Annotated in this window: 19 protein-coding genes; 14 read left to right on the top strand and 5 right to left on the bottom strand. The window is 39.2% G+C overall.

Annotated features, from left to right (window positions below; all coding sequences use genetic code 11):
* Positions 1 to 277 precede the first annotated feature (277 nt).
* The 4 genes from tauA to tauD are packed head-to-tail and all read left to right on the top strand — an operon-like array spanning position 278 to position 3,878.
* A complete protein-coding gene (tauA, locus tag F928_RS14455) occupies positions 278 to 1,318 on the top strand; it encodes a taurine ABC transporter substrate-binding protein (RefSeq protein ID WP_025469678.1) in 1,041 nt (346 codons plus the stop codon).
* A 9-nt stretch (positions 1,319 to 1,327) separates the two neighbouring features.
* Entirely contained in the window at positions 1,328 to 2,122 is a 795-nt protein-coding gene (tauB, locus tag F928_RS14450) for a taurine ABC transporter ATP-binding protein (RefSeq protein ID WP_000114471.1), read from the top strand.
* Positions 2,119 to 2,988 (top strand): taurine ABC transporter permease TauC, encoded by an 870-nt coding sequence (tauC, locus tag F928_RS14445; protein WP_005076448.1) that lies wholly within the window; start codon positions 2,119 to 2,121, stop codon positions 2,986 to 2,988. The genes tauB and tauC overlap by 4 nt, the downstream gene beginning before the upstream one ends.
* An 8-nt stretch (positions 2,989 to 2,996) precedes the next feature.
* Positions 2,997 to 3,878, top strand: coding sequence for a taurine dioxygenase (tauD, locus tag F928_RS14440; protein WP_005076446.1), 882 nt, complete (start codon positions 2,997 to 2,999; stop codon positions 3,876 to 3,878).
* 70 nt (positions 3,879 to 3,948) lie between these two features.
* On the opposite strand, the gene hyuR is transcribed toward tauD, so the two are convergent.
* The gene (gene hyuR / locus F928_RS14435; protein ID WP_025465540.1) at positions 3,949 to 4,683 is read right to left on the bottom strand and encodes an aspartate/glutamate racemase family protein; all 735 of its coding nucleotides are present in this window, start codon (positions 4,681 to 4,683) and stop codon (positions 3,949 to 3,951) included.
* Between the two features lie 2 nt (positions 4,684 to 4,685).
* Entirely contained in the window at positions 4,686 to 6,155 is a 1,470-nt protein-coding gene (gene pucI, locus F928_RS14430; protein ID WP_005076441.1) for an NCS1 family nucleobase:cation symporter-1, read from the bottom strand.
* Between the two features lie 399 nt (positions 6,156 to 6,554).
* Here pucI and F928_RS14425 point away from each other — a divergent pair, with 399 nt between their 5' ends.
* Positions 6,555 to 7,304 (top strand): GntR family transcriptional regulator, encoded by a 750-nt coding sequence (locus F928_RS14425; protein WP_016806129.1) that lies wholly within the window; start codon positions 6,555 to 6,557, stop codon positions 7,302 to 7,304.
* A 39-nt stretch (positions 7,305 to 7,343) separates the two neighbouring features.
* On the opposite strand, the gene F928_RS14420 is transcribed toward F928_RS14425, so the two are convergent.
* Positions 7,344 to 8,234: a LysR family transcriptional regulator gene (locus F928_RS14420; protein ID WP_005076433.1), complete on the bottom strand. Its 891-nt coding sequence runs from the start codon at positions 8,232 to 8,234 to the stop codon at positions 7,344 to 7,346.
* A gap of 198 nt (positions 8,235 to 8,432) precedes the next feature.
* Between F928_RS14420 and F928_RS14415 the strand changes: the two genes are divergently transcribed.
* The 3 genes from F928_RS14415 to F928_RS14405 all read left to right on the top strand — a co-directional run bounded on the left by F928_RS14415 (position 8,433) and on the right by F928_RS14405 (position 11,321).
* The gene (locus tag F928_RS14415) at positions 8,433 to 9,119 is read left to right on the top strand and encodes a hydrolase (RefSeq protein WP_001043290.1); all 687 of its coding nucleotides are present in this window, start codon (positions 8,433 to 8,435) and stop codon (positions 9,117 to 9,119) included.
* A gap of 109 nt (positions 9,120 to 9,228) precedes the next feature.
* Entirely contained in the window at positions 9,229 to 11,103 is a 1,875-nt protein-coding gene (gene aepA / locus F928_RS14410) for an amidohydrolase (protein WP_005076430.1), read from the top strand.
* Between the two features lie 56 nt (positions 11,104 to 11,159).
* Positions 11,160 to 11,321 carry a DUF1427 family protein gene (locus F928_RS14405; RefSeq protein WP_000784879.1) on the top strand — a complete coding sequence of 54 codons (162 nt, stop codon included), beginning with the start codon at positions 11,160 to 11,162 and terminating at the stop codon, positions 11,319 to 11,321.
* 69 nt (positions 11,322 to 11,390) lie between these two features.
* On the opposite strand, the gene arsC is transcribed toward F928_RS14405, so the two are convergent.
* Positions 11,391 to 11,819, bottom strand: coding sequence for an arsenate reductase (glutaredoxin) (gene arsC / locus F928_RS14400; RefSeq protein WP_005076428.1), 429 nt, complete (start codon positions 11,817 to 11,819; stop codon positions 11,391 to 11,393).
* A gap of 84 nt (positions 11,820 to 11,903) precedes the next feature.
* Here arsC and F928_RS14395 point away from each other — a divergent pair, with 84 nt between their 5' ends.
* From F928_RS14395 to arsH, 4 genes are read left to right on the top strand one after another with little or no spacing between them, the layout of a single operon-like run.
* Positions 11,904 to 12,233, top strand: coding sequence for a metalloregulator ArsR/SmtB family transcription factor (locus F928_RS14395; RefSeq protein ID WP_005076425.1), 330 nt, complete (start codon positions 11,904 to 11,906; stop codon positions 12,231 to 12,233).
* A gap of 4 nt (positions 12,234 to 12,237) precedes the next feature.
* Positions 12,238 to 12,711: an arsenate reductase ArsC gene (locus F928_RS14390; RefSeq protein WP_005076422.1), complete on the top strand. Its 474-nt coding sequence runs from the start codon at positions 12,238 to 12,240 to the stop codon at positions 12,709 to 12,711.
* A 10-nt stretch (positions 12,712 to 12,721) separates the two neighbouring features.
* Entirely contained in the window at positions 12,722 to 13,768 is a 1,047-nt protein-coding gene (arsB, locus tag F928_RS14385; RefSeq protein ID WP_005076420.1) for an ACR3 family arsenite efflux transporter, read from the top strand.
* Positions 13,755 to 14,468: an arsenical resistance protein ArsH gene (gene arsH / locus F928_RS14380; protein WP_005076418.1), complete on the top strand. Its 714-nt coding sequence runs from the start codon at positions 13,755 to 13,757 to the stop codon at positions 14,466 to 14,468. Before arsB ends, arsH begins: the two co-directional genes overlap by 14 nt.
* Before the next feature lie 40 nt (positions 14,469 to 14,508).
* Here arsH and F928_RS14375 read toward each other — a convergent pair whose 3' ends face one another.
* A complete protein-coding gene (locus F928_RS14375; protein WP_005069732.1) occupies positions 14,509 to 15,426 on the bottom strand; it encodes a LysR family transcriptional regulator in 918 nt (305 codons plus the stop codon).
* 101 nt (positions 15,427 to 15,527) lie between these two features.
* Here F928_RS14375 and F928_RS14370 point away from each other — a divergent pair, with 101 nt between their 5' ends.
* Together F928_RS14370 and F928_RS14365 are read left to right on the top strand one after the other, a co-directional pair.
* Positions 15,528 to 16,088 (top strand): chromate transporter, encoded by a 561-nt coding sequence (locus F928_RS14370; protein ID WP_005069729.1) that lies wholly within the window; start codon positions 15,528 to 15,530, stop codon positions 16,086 to 16,088.
* On the top strand, positions 16,088 to 16,609 hold the full coding sequence (locus tag F928_RS14365; protein WP_000501457.1) for a chromate transporter: 522 nt from the start codon (positions 16,088 to 16,090) through the stop codon (positions 16,607 to 16,609). The genes F928_RS14370 and F928_RS14365 overlap by 1 nt, the downstream gene beginning before the upstream one ends.
* Positions 16,610 to 16,701 lie beyond the last annotated feature (92 nt).

Genomic DNA, 16,701 nt, shown 5'->3' with positions numbered 1-16,701 from the left:
TGCAATAAGCAAAAATAAAAATGATCAAATATGAGAGGATAAAATACTTAGAGGGCATCTGTCAGGTTTTCCTAATCATATGATTTGTGAATATCATTTTTAGTTATTGATATATAAGTATTTTAATTTTATGGCTAATCTGTAAGTTTACTTGGAATTTGCTTTTTACCAAAAGATAAAAACTTATAAGGAAAAGTTATTTATAAAAATTAGATAAGCAACTCATATTTTTTTATTTTTCATTATAAAGCCGGATGCATACCATGGGCTTATATTATTGAAAGATCATGAAATTATGAGCACAAAGACCAAACCGTTGATTATCACGGCAATTGTGGTTGTAGCAATTGTTGCATTTATCGTATGGCAAAATAAGAAAGATAATAATACGGGTGCTTCAGTTCGTGACAACAAACCAGTCGTGATTGCTTATCAAACTGGGGTTGACCCAAGCAAAGTTGCACAGGCTAACGGAGATTATGAAAAACATAGTCAACGTACTATTCAATGGAAAAAATTTGATGCGGGTTCAGATGTTGTCAATGCGCTTGCTTCAGGTGATGTGGTACTTGGTAATATTGGTTCAAGCCCACTTGCTGCCGCGGCAAGCCGTAATTTACCGATTGAGGTATTCTTAATTACTTCAAAACTTGGTGCATCTGAAGCACTCGTAGTGAGTAATAAATCAGGCATTAAAACTCCTCAAGATTTAATTGGCAAAACCATTGCTGTACCGTTTGTTTCGACAACCCATTACAGCCTTTTGTCTGCACTTAAACATTGGAACATTCCAGAAGACAAAGTAAAAATTATTAACTTGCGTCCACCTGAAATTTCAGCTGCTTGGGAACGTGGTGATATTGATGCTGCCTATGTGTGGGAACCTGCTTTAAGTAAAGCCAAAGCATCTGGTACGGTTTTAACCGACTCAAAACAAGTCGGTGAATGGGGTGCTCCAACTTATGACTTATGGGTTGTACGTAAAGACTTTGCAGAGAAAAATCCTGACTTTTTGAAAGCTTTTGTCCAAACCACACTTGAGCAGCTTGAAAAATATAATCAAGATCCAGCCGCTTACGTTAAAGATGCCGATAACGTGCAAAAAATTGCGCAGCTCACAGGTTCTGATGCAAAAGATATCCCGCTTTTATTAAGTGGAAATATTTATCTTGACCACGCTCAGCAAAAACAAACATTAGATGGTGAATTTGCGCAAAATATTTTTGATACAGCGAAATTCTTAAAAGGTCAGGGCAAAGTCGATCAACTTAAAGCCGATTATAAAGGCAATGTGAATTCTTCATTTTTGCAGCCTTAAGGAGTTGTCATGAGTGTACTTGAAGCCAAACATATTCATCTGACTTTTCCTAAACAGCAAAAGCCAGTTTTACAAGATATTAACCTAACCATTGAAGAAGGTTCTTTAACCGTGATTTTAGGTGAGTCGGGTTGTGGCAAAACAACTTTGCTTAATATCTTGGCAGGGTTTCAAAAGCCGAGTTCTGGTGATGTGCTTGTAAATCATGAAGTCGTAACTGGACCAGATGTAACTCGTGCTGTTGTATTTCAAGATCACGCCTTACTTCCTTGGTTGAATGTTGCAGATAATGTTGGCTTCGCTTTGCAGTTAAAAGGTTTAAAGCGTGCAGAGATTGAGAAACAAGTGAGTGCAATTTTAAAAATTGTGGGTTTAAGTCACGTTGAAAAAGCCAATATCTGGGAACTTTCCGGTGGTATGAAACAACGTGTTGGTATTGCCAGAGCTTTGATCAGTCACGCGCCGTTTATTTTATTAGATGAACCTTTTGCCGCATTAGATGCTTTTACGCGTGAAAACATGCAGCAGTTAGTGCTCGATTTATGGATTCAACAAAATAAAAGCTTCTTTTTGATTACTCATGACATTGAAGAAGCATTATTACTCAGCAATCAGCTGGTACTAATGACAGCGCATCCAGGCAAGATTGTAGAAACTCTACACCTCGATTTTGCCCAACGGTACCGTCAGGGTGAGTCTATTCGCTCAATTAAATCGGATTCTCAATTTATTCAGCTCAGAGAACAGCTATTTGAAAGTTTAAGGGCACAAAAACAAAGCGGTAAGGAGGCGTTACCTACATGAACACTAAAGATAACGTCTATGAATATGACAAAGTAGAACTTAAACCTGAGTTAAATGTGCAAGCAGAAAATGCTTCATTTCTATCGTCATTCCTTGAGAAGCATCGCACTTTGGTGGTCAGCATAATCAGTGTGGGAAGTGTAGTTGCACTCTGGTTTCTTATTACTGCTTTGCATGTTGTACCTGAACTGTTTTTACCTAGCCCGCAGGCAGTCTGGCAAAAATTTATATCGGTCAGCCAAGAAGGCTTTATGAAGGCTACTTTGTGGCAACACTTGGCAGCCAGTATCTCGCGTGTGTTTTTGGCTTTGATTGCTGCCGTGGTGATTGGCGTACCATTGGGCTTATGGATGGGCCTGAACAAATGGGTTCGCGCTGTTCTAGATCCTTTAGTTGAATTATTACGTCCAATTCCGCCGTTAGCGTATTTGCCGTTACTTGTAATTTGGTTCGGTATTGGCGAAACCACAAAAGTACTTTTGATTTTCTTCTCGATTTTGGCGCCTGTCATCATTAGTAGTGCACATGGCGTGTTAAGCCATCAGCTAAATCGTGAACGTGCGGCATTGTCATTAGGGGCAAGTCAGTCACAAGTCTTTTGGCATGTCATTTTACCAACGGCTTTGCCTCATATTATTACCGGTATTCGTATTGGTCTTGGGGTGGGCTGGTCAACATTAGTTGCAGCTGAGTTGGTTGCAGCGGACCGTGGTATTGGTTTTATGGTGCAATCGGCAGCACAGTTCTTAATTACCGATACGGTGATTCTGGGCATTATTGTGATTGCGATTGTCGCAGTTAGTTTTGAGCTGTTTTTACGTTGGTTACAAAAACAGTTTTCTCCTTGGTATGGTCAGCAGTTGTAGTAAAGAAGATGAATACAGTAGTAGCAAACTTAAAGATAGAAGTGATCAAGCCTACCATTGGCGCAATTATTCACGATATTGATTTGAATGCGTTAAATGAACAGACAACGCAACAAATCCAGCAGGCTTTGCTTGACCATCAGGTCATTTTTTTTCGAAAGCAACAATTAGCACCGCAAGCACAAGCAGACTTGGCACGCAGTTTTGGTAGCTTACATGTGCACCCGATTTATCCTTCAATTGAAGATGTACCTGAAGTGATGGTACTCGATAGCTGGAAACAAGATTTGCGTGACAATGAACTTTGGCACACAGATGTGACTTTTAGTAAAACCCCGCCTTTAGGTTGTGTGTTGCAAGCCATTAAAATTCCACCTGTAGGCGGAGATACATTATGGTCGAGCAACACAGCAGCTTTTAAAGGGCTCCCATTTGAGTTACAGCAAAAACTACGTGGCTTAACTGCAACACACGATATTCGTAAGTCTTTTCCGCTTGAACGTTTTGCTCATAACGAAGAAGAACGTGAAAAGCTTTTGCAAACATTTAAGCGTAACCCACCAGTGGTTCACCCAGTGGTGCGTACCCATCCTGTTACAGGTGAGCCTTTGTTATTTGTAAGTGAGGGCTTTACCACTCGCATTAATGAGTTACCTGAACAAGAAAGTGAGCAATTACTTAATTTCTTGTTTGAACATGCGACCCAAGAGCAATTTCATTTGCGTTGGAAGTGGCAAGATGGTGATATCGCGATTTGGGATAACCGTTGCACACAACATAAAGCATTATTTGATTATGGCGATGCCCATCGAATTATGCACCGCGCAACTATTAATGGCGATGTGCCATTTTATAAAGAAGAACAACAGCCAGAGTTAGCAGAGGCTTAATTCCTTTAATTATTCTTTGTTTCAATTCCAACGTAGCGTTTTGAGTTGGAATTGAAACAGTAAGTTATCTCTATTGTGCTCCAAAACCCGACAATATACCTGTGTAGTTCTTTACAGGAGGTGAGGCCCAATCACCAACTTTGCTGGTTTTTAAATTTAACTGAACTAACATTTCAGCTTGTTTAACGGCTGCTGTAACGCCGTCAATAACGATTACACCCAACTCGTTTTGTAGCTTTAGACATAAATCACTCATACCTGCACAGCCCAAAACAATCGCATCGCTTTTATCTTCTACTAGTGCTTTCTTGCATTCATCTCGTACGGTCCGATAGGCATTTGAGTCAGGAAGCTCCAACTCTTCAACTGCAATATCACAAGCTCGAACATTTTTGCAAAATGGCGTAGCCCCATAGCGATGAGCCAAATGCCAACTCATATTCACTGTGCGTTGTAAGGTTGTGACTACACTAAAACCAGTACTGACATAACTTGCAGTTCGCATAGCTGCTTCGGCAATCCCAATCACAGGAGCTGAAGTCATTTCACGTGCAGCATAAAGCCCAGGGTCACCAAAACAGGCAATAATATAGGCATCTACACCTACAAATTCACCTTGGCGTATTTCTTCTAAGACACCTACGGCACTTAGGGCCTCATCATAATAACTTTCAATTGTTGCAGGTCCCATTTGAGGACTCACTGCAATAATTTGAGTACCAGAACTTGCAACTATCTTTGCTGATGCAGCAATTTTGTCTGTCATACTTTGAGTAGTATTGGGATTAATAATTTTAATTTTAATTTTCATTGTGCCTTTGCCTTAGTCATTGCCGATTTAGCGTGGGCAAGTGGTTGGTTAAGAAATCGGTAAATGACAAAACCGAATCCCATACCAATAAACCATGTGAAATTAGCTAGCCCCGATAGTTGTGGTAAAAGTACGCAGAGAATAGGAATTAATGAAGCTGGAATTAAGGCATAAAAGGCAGAGTGGTTATAACCATTTTTGTACCAATACAAGCCTTGAGTATCTAAAGTATATAAATCATCTACCACGATTTTTTGTTTTTTAACGAGGTAAAAATCGGCGAGCAATACACCAAAAAGTGGACCGATAAATGCACCTAAAATATCAATGGTGTAATGGATCACCTGAGGGTTATTAAACAAATTCCATGGGGTAATGAAAATTGAACCTACTGCTGCAATCATTCCACCCATGCGCCAGCTAATTTTGCTTGGTGAAACGTTGGAAAAATCAAAGGCAGGTGAAACAAAATTAGCGACAATATTAATCCCGATGGTGGCAATCATTAAGGTCAAACTACCTAAAATGACTACAAAGGTATTATCTAGTTTTCCAACCATCTCGACAGGGTCGGTAATGAGCTTGCCGTAGACTGGAAGCGTTGCTGCAATACACACCACAGTAAGTAAAGAAAAGCCTAAGAAGTTAATCGGTAAGCCAAGAAAGTTCCCCATTTTAATCGCGTTAAAGCTTTTACCATAACGAGAGAAGTCGCCAAAATTCAGCATAGGCCCTGAAAAATATGAGACAACAAGCGCAATAGCACCAATCATGACTGGTACAACCGCAAAACCGTCGTATTGAACCCCACTCAAGTTTAAATCAATATTCTGCCATCCAGCTTTCCAGATCAGCCATACTGCCATCACAAACATTACGATGTAGACAGCCGGACCTGCCCAGTCAATAAATTTACGAATGCTGTCCATGCCAGACCAAAAAACAATCGCTTGTAGTAGCCAAAGCAGCATGAAGCCAACCCATCCTAAATAGGAAAGCCCAAGAAAGCCATAAGTTGAAACATCGGCATACACCGACCATTCTGGAAAGAACTTTAAAATGACTAATAAGAATGCACTTGAGGCCAAATAGGTTTGAATGCCATACCATGCGACTGCAATAAGCCCACGAATAACTGCAGGAATATTTGCACCAAGCACACCGAAGGTTGCGCGGCAAATAACAGGATAAGGCGTGCCAGTTTGTTGGCTAGACTTGGCAATGAGGTTTGTAAAAAACTGAACTATGGCAATGCCGATCAGTAAAGATAAAAGTACCTGCCAGCTATTGAGTCCAAGTGCAAAAAGGCTCCCAGCCATGACATAACCGCCTACACTATGAACATCAGACATCCAGAAAGCAAAAATATTATAAGCGCCCCATGTTTGCTTTTTTAAAGGAGCCAAGTCTTGATTTGTCAGTTTTGCATCATAAGAAGATTTAATTATTGCTTCGGTATTATTCATCTTGAACACTCACTTCCCTTATGTTGGGCTGGCACGTTCTTCAGCAGCTTGAAATTCTGGCTAAAAGAATGAAATGAAAGTTGTGCACAATGTGGTATTTATATTGTGCACAATTTTAATTGAGCAAAAGTTATGCCAAATTTAAGAAGTAGCGCTTATGAGTTATTTAAACTGGTATGAATTTTGGATATGAAGAGACAAGTTTATAAAATGAGAAGTGCTTAATTTTTTATAAAAAGTAAGTAAAGTTAGGTGTATAAGCGGATATTTAGAAGTCTAATATTGAATTGTTTAGCTCAACATTAGTGTTTTGGAAATGAGAGCAATATTCCAAAACGCTTAAGTTAAACTTACACTACAGTTATTAGATAAAGTTTTAAAAAGGAGGCGTTAATAAAAATGGAGAAATCAATGCCATCAAATGCACCAAAAAAAGCCGTAGAAATGAGCAATGATGAAATTGATGACCATATATATAACGCAATTGTAGATGCTATTTTAAATCGACAACTTGTCCCTGGCGCACGTTTAGTAGAAGCACCTTTGTGTGAAGCATTCGGTGTAACGCGAGGAGTGTTAAGACGTGTTTTCGTCAAACTTGCACATGATAAGGTCATCGAAATTCAGCCCAATCGTGGAGCACTCATCGCAAAACATAGTGCTCATGAAACAAAAGAGGTCTTTGAAGCACGCAGCATGCTTGAAATCGCCACTGTAAAAAAGCTCGCTCAAAAGTCACATAACCTAGATTTTAGTGAGCTTCGACGCTTAGTAGATCAAGAGTCTCATGAGCGTTTAGCTGGCAATTGGGCCGAGTGGATTAAGCTATCGGGGCAATTTCATTTAAAGCTGATTGAAGCAAATCAAAATACGATTATGACCAGTTTTTTGCAGACGCTTATTGCAAGGACTTCGTTATTAATTGGCTTATATGAAATTCCCAAACATAATAATTGTTCGGCAGATGAACATCGTGCAATTTTAGATGCGATTGAACAAGGCGATGAAAAACGAGCAACTCAATTGATGGAAGAGCATTTAGAACACTACGCGACGACATTTGTTGAACAAGACAGTACAGCAACAGCAGAACAAAATTTATTAAATTTATTTAAAAATAAGAAGATTGAAACCAGTCAAACTAACTGAAAATCATGGGCCAATTCCGATGGAAAAGGCCCATATTGGTTATTGTATAGGAACGATTTGACGTGTTAAAAAATCAATAAATAGTTTTACTTTCTTCGATAAAATCTTACGGTTTGGCCATGTGACATATAAGTGAAGCGGCTGACTGGTGTAGTCCTCCAAACATTTCTGTAATTTACCTTCTTTATAGTAAGGCTCTGCAATAAACTCTGGAAGAAAAACGATACCGTGATCTTTCAAGCACATATCTAATAATAATTCACCATTATTACAGGTCATCACAGGGAAGCAATTAAAGGACACTTCTTTTTGATCTTTTTGAAAGATCAACTTCTTATGTCGGCTATCCTGATAGTAAATTAGAAACTTATGTTCTTTAAGTTCTTCTAATGAATCTGGCAATCCATGCTGATTAAAATACTCAGGTGTTGCATACAAATATCGTTGATAGGTATTTAATATTTTACTATTTGCCAAATTAGGAGGAGAGCCATCTACACGAATGGTTAAATCAAATTTATTATTATTCATGTCTAATAGCTGATCAGTCATGAATAAATCAATTTTGATGCTGGGATATTTCTCTATAAAGTCCGAAATGATATGTTGAAGAAAAATGTTGCTAAAAGACATTGGTGTATTGAGCTTGAGTTCGCCTTCAGGGTACTGCTGATTATAGCTAATTTCATATGCAGCCCATTCGAACTCACTTAAAATGACTTTGCTATGTTGATAAAACTTTTCCCCACAAGAGGTGAGGTTCATCTGTCTTGTTGTTCGAGTTAAAAGTGTGGTTCTGAGGTCATTTTCGAGGTAGCAAACACGTTTGGCAACTAAGTCGCGAGAAATATCGAGTGCTCTGGCTGCGCTACTAAAATTCCCATGTTCTACAACACTTACAAAAGTGGAAATACAGTCTAATCGATCCATGGATAAGCGAAAGGTAAAAAAAATATATATCAATGATTAAACTATAAAAATTAAAAAGCAATCATTGTTTTGATTGTATTCGTACAGAATACAGATTCGTGCTGATTTGCTGTCTATGCTTTTACATTTTTATCTGTTTTCATAATAACCAGTAAGCAATTTTAATGCATTATACATAAGGAATAATGGAGTTTACCCATGAATAAATCACTTTTAGAACAACTATCACCAACCAATTGTCAGGTTATTTTTATTGATCATCAGCCACAAATGGCTTTTGGGGTACAGTCAATAGATCGCCAAGTATTAAAGAATAATACTGTAGGATTAGCAAAAGCAGCTAAAACATTCAATATTCCTGTCACCATTACCACTGTTGAAACTGAAAGCTTCTCTGGTCATACCTATCCAGAACTTTTAGATGTATTTCCAGATGCTCCATTACTAGAACGTACTTCAATGAATTCGTGGGATGACCAAAAAGTACGTGATTCGCTTGCAAAAAATAATCGTAAAAAAGTGATTGTTTCAGGTTTGTGGACTGAAGTGTGTAATAACACCTTCGCTTTTGGTGCGATGCTTGAAGGGGATTATGAGATTTATATGGTCGCGGATGCTTCAGGTGGTACCTCGAAAGAGGCACATGACTATGCCATGCAACGTATGATTCAAGCTGGTGTTGTTCCGGTAACTTGGCAACAAGTATTACTTGAATGGCAGCGTGATTGGGCACACCGTGATACGTATGATGCAGTTATGGCGATTGTCCGTGAACACTCTGGTGCTTACGGTATGGGTGTGGATTATGCTTATACGATGGTACATAAGGCACCTGAGCGTACAACATCAAAACATGAAGTACTTGCACCAGTTCCTGCAAAATAAAACAGTACTGATTTAGGTAAAGGCATGTCTAGTATTCAATATTTAAGTGATATTAATACAGATATGCCTTTATTTTTTAGAACGATAATTCACAAGAATGGAGTTCAGAATGACCGAAATAAACCTCATACTCATAAACGGTAAAATCACAACACTAGATCCTCAGAACCCCGAAGTACAAGCAATTGCGATTGCAGACGGTAAAGTATTACGCACGGGTACAAATCATGAGGTAATGAAACTCGCAACTCCAACAAGTAAAGTTGTAGATTTAAATGGCCGTCGCGTTATACCAGGTCTAAACGACAGTCATTTGCATATTATTCGTGGTGGCCTAAATTACAATATGGAGCTGCGCTGGGAAGGTGTGCCATCTGTTGCCGATGCGTTACGCTTACTTAAAGAACAAGCAGACAATACTCCAGCTCCACAATGGGTTCGTGTCGTAGGCGGATGGACTGAATTCCAGTTTGCCGAAAAGCGTTTACCGACTTTAGAAGAAATTAATAAAGCTGCACCAGATACTCCTGTCTTTGTTTTACATCTATATGCCAGTGCTTTGTTGAACCGAGCTGCACTTGATGTATTGGGCTTTAACAAAGACACACCGGACCCACCTGGCGGCAAGATTGTACGAAATGAAAAAGGTGAGCCAACAGGTCTCTTGCTTGCTACGCCATCGGCTATGATTTTGTATTCGACCTTAGGGAAAGCACCGAAATTGCCAGTTGAAGATCAAGTCAATTCAACTCGACATTTCATGCGTGAATTGAACCGGTTGGGTATTACTTCAGCAATTGATGCGGGCGGTGGCGGTCAAAACTATCCTGAAGATTATGATGTGATTAAGCAATTATACGATCAAAATCAAATGACCGTACGTATTGCTTATAACCTATTTGCTCAGAAGGCAGGCCAAGAACTTGATGATTATCGTCGCTGGACAGAAATGACATTTCCGGGCGATGGTGATGAGCTATTTAGAATGAATGGAGCAGGTGAGAACCTGACTTGGTCAGCGGGGGACTTTGAGGACTTCTATGAACCACGTCCAGATTTACCAGAAAAAATGGAAGGTGAACTCGAAGCTATTGTAGAGCACTTGGCTGAAAAGAAATGGCCATTCCGTATTCATGCAACTTATGATGAAAGTATTAATCGCTTACTGAATGTATTTGAAAAAGTAAATTCAAAACAGCCATTTGCGACACGATTTATTATTGACCATGCCGAAACTGTATCTGAGCGTAATATTGAACGTATTGGCGCGTTGGGTGGTGGTATTGCCATTCAACACCGTATGGCATATCAAGGTGAGATTTTCGTAAAACGCTATGGTGCCGAAGCCGCTCAGGCAACGCCACCAGTCAAGAAAATGTTAGAACTTGGTGTTCCTGTGGGTGCGGGGACAGATGCGACTCGTGTTGCTTCTTATAACCCTTGGGTGTGTTTGTATTGGCTAAGTACTGGTAAAACAGTCGGCGGTTTACCTCTCTATGATGAAAAAAATCTATTAGACCGTCAAACAGCACTCAAACTCTGGACTAAAGGTTCAGCTTGGTTCTCAGGTGAAAAAGATGTCAAAGGTTCACTAACAGCAGGGGAACTCGCTGACTTGGTCGTGTTGTCTGATGACTACTTTAAAGTTGAAGCAGAAGATATCCAGTGGGTTGAATCTGTACTCACTGTTTTAGGTGGCAAAGTGGTGTACGCAGCGGCAGAGTTTAAGCACGACGATCCGCCGTTACCGCCAGCATCTCCAACATGGTCGCCGGTAAAACGCTTCGGTGGTCAGTGGCGTTTATCTGAAAACCGTAATGCTCCTTCCAATCAATCATTACAGTCACAAAGTGCATTGTGTGCATGTGCTAGCAGCTGTGGCATGCATGGACACAGCCACGCTTGGATGCTTGATGTTCCTGTAAATGATAAGGACAAAAAATCTTTCTGGGGCGCACTTGGGTGCTCGTGTTTTGCATTTTAAATAAAACAGTATGGGAACCTGCTGATTAAATGGCTTGATTCTCTAAGGTATGTACGATGAAAATGTACTTGTTATCTTTGGCTGTAGGGTTGCTTGTTGGTGTCTTATATTATGTTTTAAATGTTAAGTCACCAGCTCCACCTCTTGTTGCATTAGTAGGTTTATTAGGCATGGTAATAGGAGAGCAACTGCTTCCTTTTATTAAATCCTATTTTTAATCCGTTTCATTCAGAAAAAGCTAAATGGTGCCATGCCATTTAGCTTTTTATATTAATAAATATCTTCAATTACTTTATACGGCGGCCTTGTTCATCAATGATTACTTCGCCATCTTCTTTTGCAAAATAGCTTAAGTTTTGTGTATCTAAAATATCCAATACAATCTCAGAAGGGCGGCAAAGTCGCGTGCCTTTTGGTGTAACCACAAATGGGCGATTAATTAAAATTGGGTACTGAACCATAAAATCAATTAACTGTTCATCGGTCCAATGGCCTTGTTCCAACTCTAACTCTTTATATGGATCAACATTTTTACGGATTGCTTCACGTACAGTTAAGTTTGAATTCTTAATGAGTTGGATTAGCTCATCTTTACTTGGTCGTGTTTGCAAATATTCAATAACGATAGGTTCAATTCCTGCATGACGAATAAGCGCCAATGTATTGCGCGAGGTTCCGCAAGCAGGGTTATGGTAAATCTTCACTAGCTCAGTCATGACAAATTTATCGATGCATTAAGATATTGCATTTATATATGGATATCCGTATATTTGCAATAACGAATATATTCTGTTGAAGATATGATCAATCAAGTCGATTTCTTTAAATGTCTATCTGACCAAACTCGGTTAAACATTCTTAAATTAGTTCTAAACAAACAAAATATTTGTGTTTGTGAGCTAACAGAACAGCTTGAGTTGAGCCAACCGAAAATCTCCAGACACTTAGCTTTGTTACGAACTCATGGCATTTTACTTGATGCACGACAGGGGCAATGGGTGTATTACAGCGTCAATCCAGATTTACCCAATTGGGCTGTTGAAGTTTTGAAAACTATAGCAAACCAAGATGAAAATTTAGTGAATCAATCATCTTCACAGTTTTCTTCTATTTCTACCTATTGTGAGTAACACCATGAAATTCTTATTTTTATGCACTGGAAACAGTTGCCGTAGCATTTTGTCAGAAGTTTTATTTAATAGTCGTGCACCAGAAAATTGGAAAGCCTATAGCGCTGGGAGTAAACCATCAGGACAAGTACATCCATTAACGATTGAAACACTTGAAAACTTAGGTCTTTCCACAGATGGACTATGGAGTAAAACGATTGATGATTGTGAACAATATCAACCAGATGTTGTTATTACAGTCTGTGACTCCGCTGCGCAAGAAGCATGCCCACTATATTTAGGTGGTGCAATCAAAGCACATTGGGGTTTAAGTGACCCATCTCATTTAGACTTGCCGAAAGAAGAAAAGCTTAAAGCATTCCAAGAGACTGTAGCTCATATTAATCGTCGTTTAGATGCTTTGTTTGCACTTGATGTTGCGAACTTAAAACGTTCACATTTGATTGCTGAGATTAATAAAATCTCTCATATTGAGTAAGAGAGCCGAGATGACTAAGCAAAAGCTTTCTTTTTTAGACCGTAACCTGACGCTATGGATTTTTATTGCCATGGCTTTAGGCTTAGCGATTGGAGTTTTCTTTCCTCAGACATCTGTGTCTTTAAATGAATTAAGTGTAGATAACGTTAATATTCCGATCGCAATCGGCTTAATTTTGATGATGTATCCACCTTTAGCAAAGGTTGATTATGCTACGTTACCAGAAGTATTTAAAGATAAGAAAACCCTAACTTTATCGTTGGTACAGAACTGGATTATTGCTCCAGTTTTAATGTTCGTACTTGCGATAGTTTTCTTGCATAGTTATCCGGAATACATGACAGGCCTGATTTTGATTGGTTTGGCACGTTGTATTGCAATGGTTTTGGTGTGGAATGGTCTGGCTTGTGGTGATAACCAATACGTTGCAGCTTTGGTTGCCTTTAACAGTATTTTCCAAATTTTGTTCTTTAGTACCTACGCCTGGCTTTTCTTAACCTTCTTACCTCCGTATTTTGGTGTGGCAGGGCAAGTCATTGATGTGAATTTCTGGACGATTACACATGCGGTTTTGGTGTACTTAGGTATTCCATTCTTAATGGGGTTCTTGACGCGTTTGATTTTAGTCAAGTCGAAAGGGTTGGAATGGTATCAGACTAAATTTTTACCAAAAATCAGCCCGATTAGTTTAGTTGCTTTACTTTTTACCATCGTGGCGATGTTTAGCCTAAAAGGTGGTGATGTAGTGAGCTTACCTTTAGATGTATTGCGTATTGCAATTCCACTCACGATTTACTTTGTGGTGATGTTCTTCATTAGCTTCTTTATGAGTAAACGTATGGAAAATAATTATCCACGCACCACTGCTATTTCGTTTACTGCGGCTGGTAACAATTTTGAGTTAGCTTTAGCGGTTGCCATTGCAACATTTGGTTTGGCATCACCTGTAGCATTTACCACAGTGATTGGACCATTAGTTGAAGTTCCCGTTTTAATTTCACTCGTTACCGTTTCTCTTTGGTTAAAGAAAAAGTATTTCTCAGATGAACAGTCTTGATAATGATTTATCAAATGTAGCATTAGATCTTTTAGATAAACCTACATTTGAGCAAGTGCAAGCGCAGCAGCTTGAGCATCCACCGCGCATTTTATTGCTATATGGTTCTAATCGCGAACGTTCTTATAGTCGTTTTACTGTGCTGACTGCTGGGCAAATTCTTGAATACTTAGGTGCTGAAGTCAGAATCTTTCATCCTAAAGGTTTACCTTTACCTGAGGATGCAGAAACAGATCATCCGAAAGTTCAAGAATTACACGCGCTTTTGGCTTGGGCAGAAGGTATGGTGTGGTGCTCACCTGAACGTCATGGCGCGATGAGTTCAATTTTAAAAGCCCAAATTGACTGGATTCCTTTGGCAGCTGGAGCAATCCGTGCAACTCAAGGTAAAACCTTAGCAGTCATGCAAGTTAGTGGTGGTTCGCAGTCGTTTAATGCGGTCAATCAAATGCGTATTTTAGGGCGTTGGATGCGCATGATTACTATCCCAAATCAGTCTTCAGTTGCTAAAGCTTTTTTAGAGTTTGAAGAAGATGGCAGTATGAAACCATCCTCTTACTATGACCGAATCGTTGATGTAATGGAGGAGTTGTATAAGTTCACTTTATTAACACGTGGGCAAAAACAATACCTGACAGATCGCTATTCTGAGCGCAAAGAATCGGCAGAAGAGCTGTCAAAACGAGTAAATCAAAAATAAACAGTTTCATAAAAAAGTGCTCCATTCGGGGCACTTTTTATTACTTTGCTTTTACACTCAGGCCATTGGGTAAAAGTTTTTGCAATAGTTCAATAAAGTTTGAAACTTTGGCAGAACTCTCATTTTCCCGAGTAATCAGGTAAAGAGGCGCATTTAGTTTCATTGAATCATCAAACTCCCGATATACAATTTCATGTTCCCAAAAATTATGCATTGAGGCCGGCACAATCGTTATACCAATTCCAGCAGCGACTAAATTTAATGTAGCGGTAGGTCTAGGCGCTTCTTGAATAATGCGTGGACTAAAACCTGCTTGGTAGCAACTATATAAAATATTGTCATATAAACCTTGTCCTGAAGAACGACGGTATAAAACAAAATTTTCATTTGATAAGTCATTTGAACTAATTTTTTCTTTTTGTGTAAGTGGATGGCCTATAGGCAATGCCACCATCATTGGCTCATCTAATATATGGTGATGTTTTAACCCAATATCACGGCTGATCGGTGCTCTTAAAAAAGCAATATCAAGTTTCTCGGAGATTAATCGATCTAATTGTTTTTGGCTGCCTGCTTCTTCAAGTTTGGTTTGTACGTTTGGATATATTTCTCGATATGAGCGCAATACTAGTGAAATAAGCGGATGCAAACCTGCGGAACTTGTAAAACCAATATTGAGTTGTCCAGTTTTACCTTGGCTAACATCTTGGACTAATTTTGGAATATGTCTGGCATGTTCTAATAAAAGTTGTGCTTCTTTAAATAAAGCTAAACCAGCCTCAGTTGGTTCAATTCCTCGAGGCTGGCGAATAAGTAATTGTGTACCAAGTTCTTCTTCGAGTTTTTTAAGTAAACGCGTTAGAGGCGGCTGTTGAATAAACAATCGGTTTGCGGCATGCGTAATATTCCTTTCTTCAACTACTACAACAAAGGCATGGAGCTTATGTAAATCGAGCATAGAAATACCTTTATGGTATGGTTAATGAAAATAAAAGCATTTGTAGATATATCACAAAAGTATCATTCTATCTTGGTCAGATAAAGTGAAAAGTAACGAAAATGAACCATGTTGAGATTGCCGTGCAGAAGGAGAGTGTCCCGACCTGCACAGAGTTATTTTTAGGTTTTTTAACATTAGGTTTAATTGGATTCGGTGGCGTGCTGCCTTTAGCCCGTAAAGTTATTGTAGAGCAAAGGCATTGGTTAAGCCCTGAAAAATTCACTGAGTTACTTGGTCTGTGTCAATTTTTACCGGGTGGCAATATTATTAATTTATCGGTTGCGATTGGCATGGAGTTTCGTGGTGTTCGTGGGGCAGTGAGCTCACTCATTGGTCTGATCCTTGCACCTACGATAATTGTTGTACTTTTACATTATGTCTATGAGCAGTTCCAAGATAATTTAATGGTTAAGCATCTTTTCGAAGGTTTAGCGGCGGCGGCGGCTGGACTTCTGGTTGCAACAGGTTTGAAAATGCTTAAGCCATTATTACGTAATCCATTAGCGATTTGCGTAGTTGTTGCTGCAATTATCAGTATTGCTTTTCTAAAAATCTCTTTACTAGTGACGATGCTGATTTTGTTGGCATTTTATTCAGCTATCATTTGGAGACGTGTGTAATGGGTGCAGTTCTACTTACTTTAGCGATTATTTTTACTCAATTGTCTCTTATTGCATTTGGTGGCGGCAATACAATTTTGCCTGAAATGCAACGCCAAGTAGTTGATATTCACCACTGGATGACGGCACAAGAATTCAGTGCATTGTTCGCCATGGCTCAAGCTGCACCTGGTCCGAACATGATGATCGTGCCGTTGGTGGGATGGCATGTAGCAGGGTTGTCAGGTCTACTTGTAACGTCTACTGCTAAATTTTTACCTTCGTCTCTTATTACTGTATTTGTGATGAGAGGCTGGTCAAAATTTAAAGATAAGAAATGGCGCCGTGTTTTACAGCTTGCTTTACAACCTGTCACTGTGGGAACTGTACTTGCCAGTGCGTGGATTATTTCTGAGGCAGCTGCCATAAATACTTTACTCATTATTATGGTAGTCATTGCAACTTTATTATCTTTAATTAAAAAGGTCCATCCTTTACATGTCTTGATTGCTGGGGCTGTATTTGGTGTGGTCTTACTCTAGTTTAACCAGTTTGCCGACCTGCGCTGGATGAGTTCAGGTTGGTTTTTTTTAATGAAGTAAATAATAAAATCTAAAAAACCGATCAAATATAT

The organism is Acinetobacter pittii ATCC 19004 = CIP 70.29 (assembly GCF_000369045.1).
GTDB lineage: Bacteria > Pseudomonadota > Gammaproteobacteria > Pseudomonadales > Moraxellaceae > Acinetobacter > Acinetobacter pittii.
The sequence above is the reverse complement of the archived record's forward strand: the minus strand, read 5'-3'. Positions and strand labels throughout refer to the sequence as shown.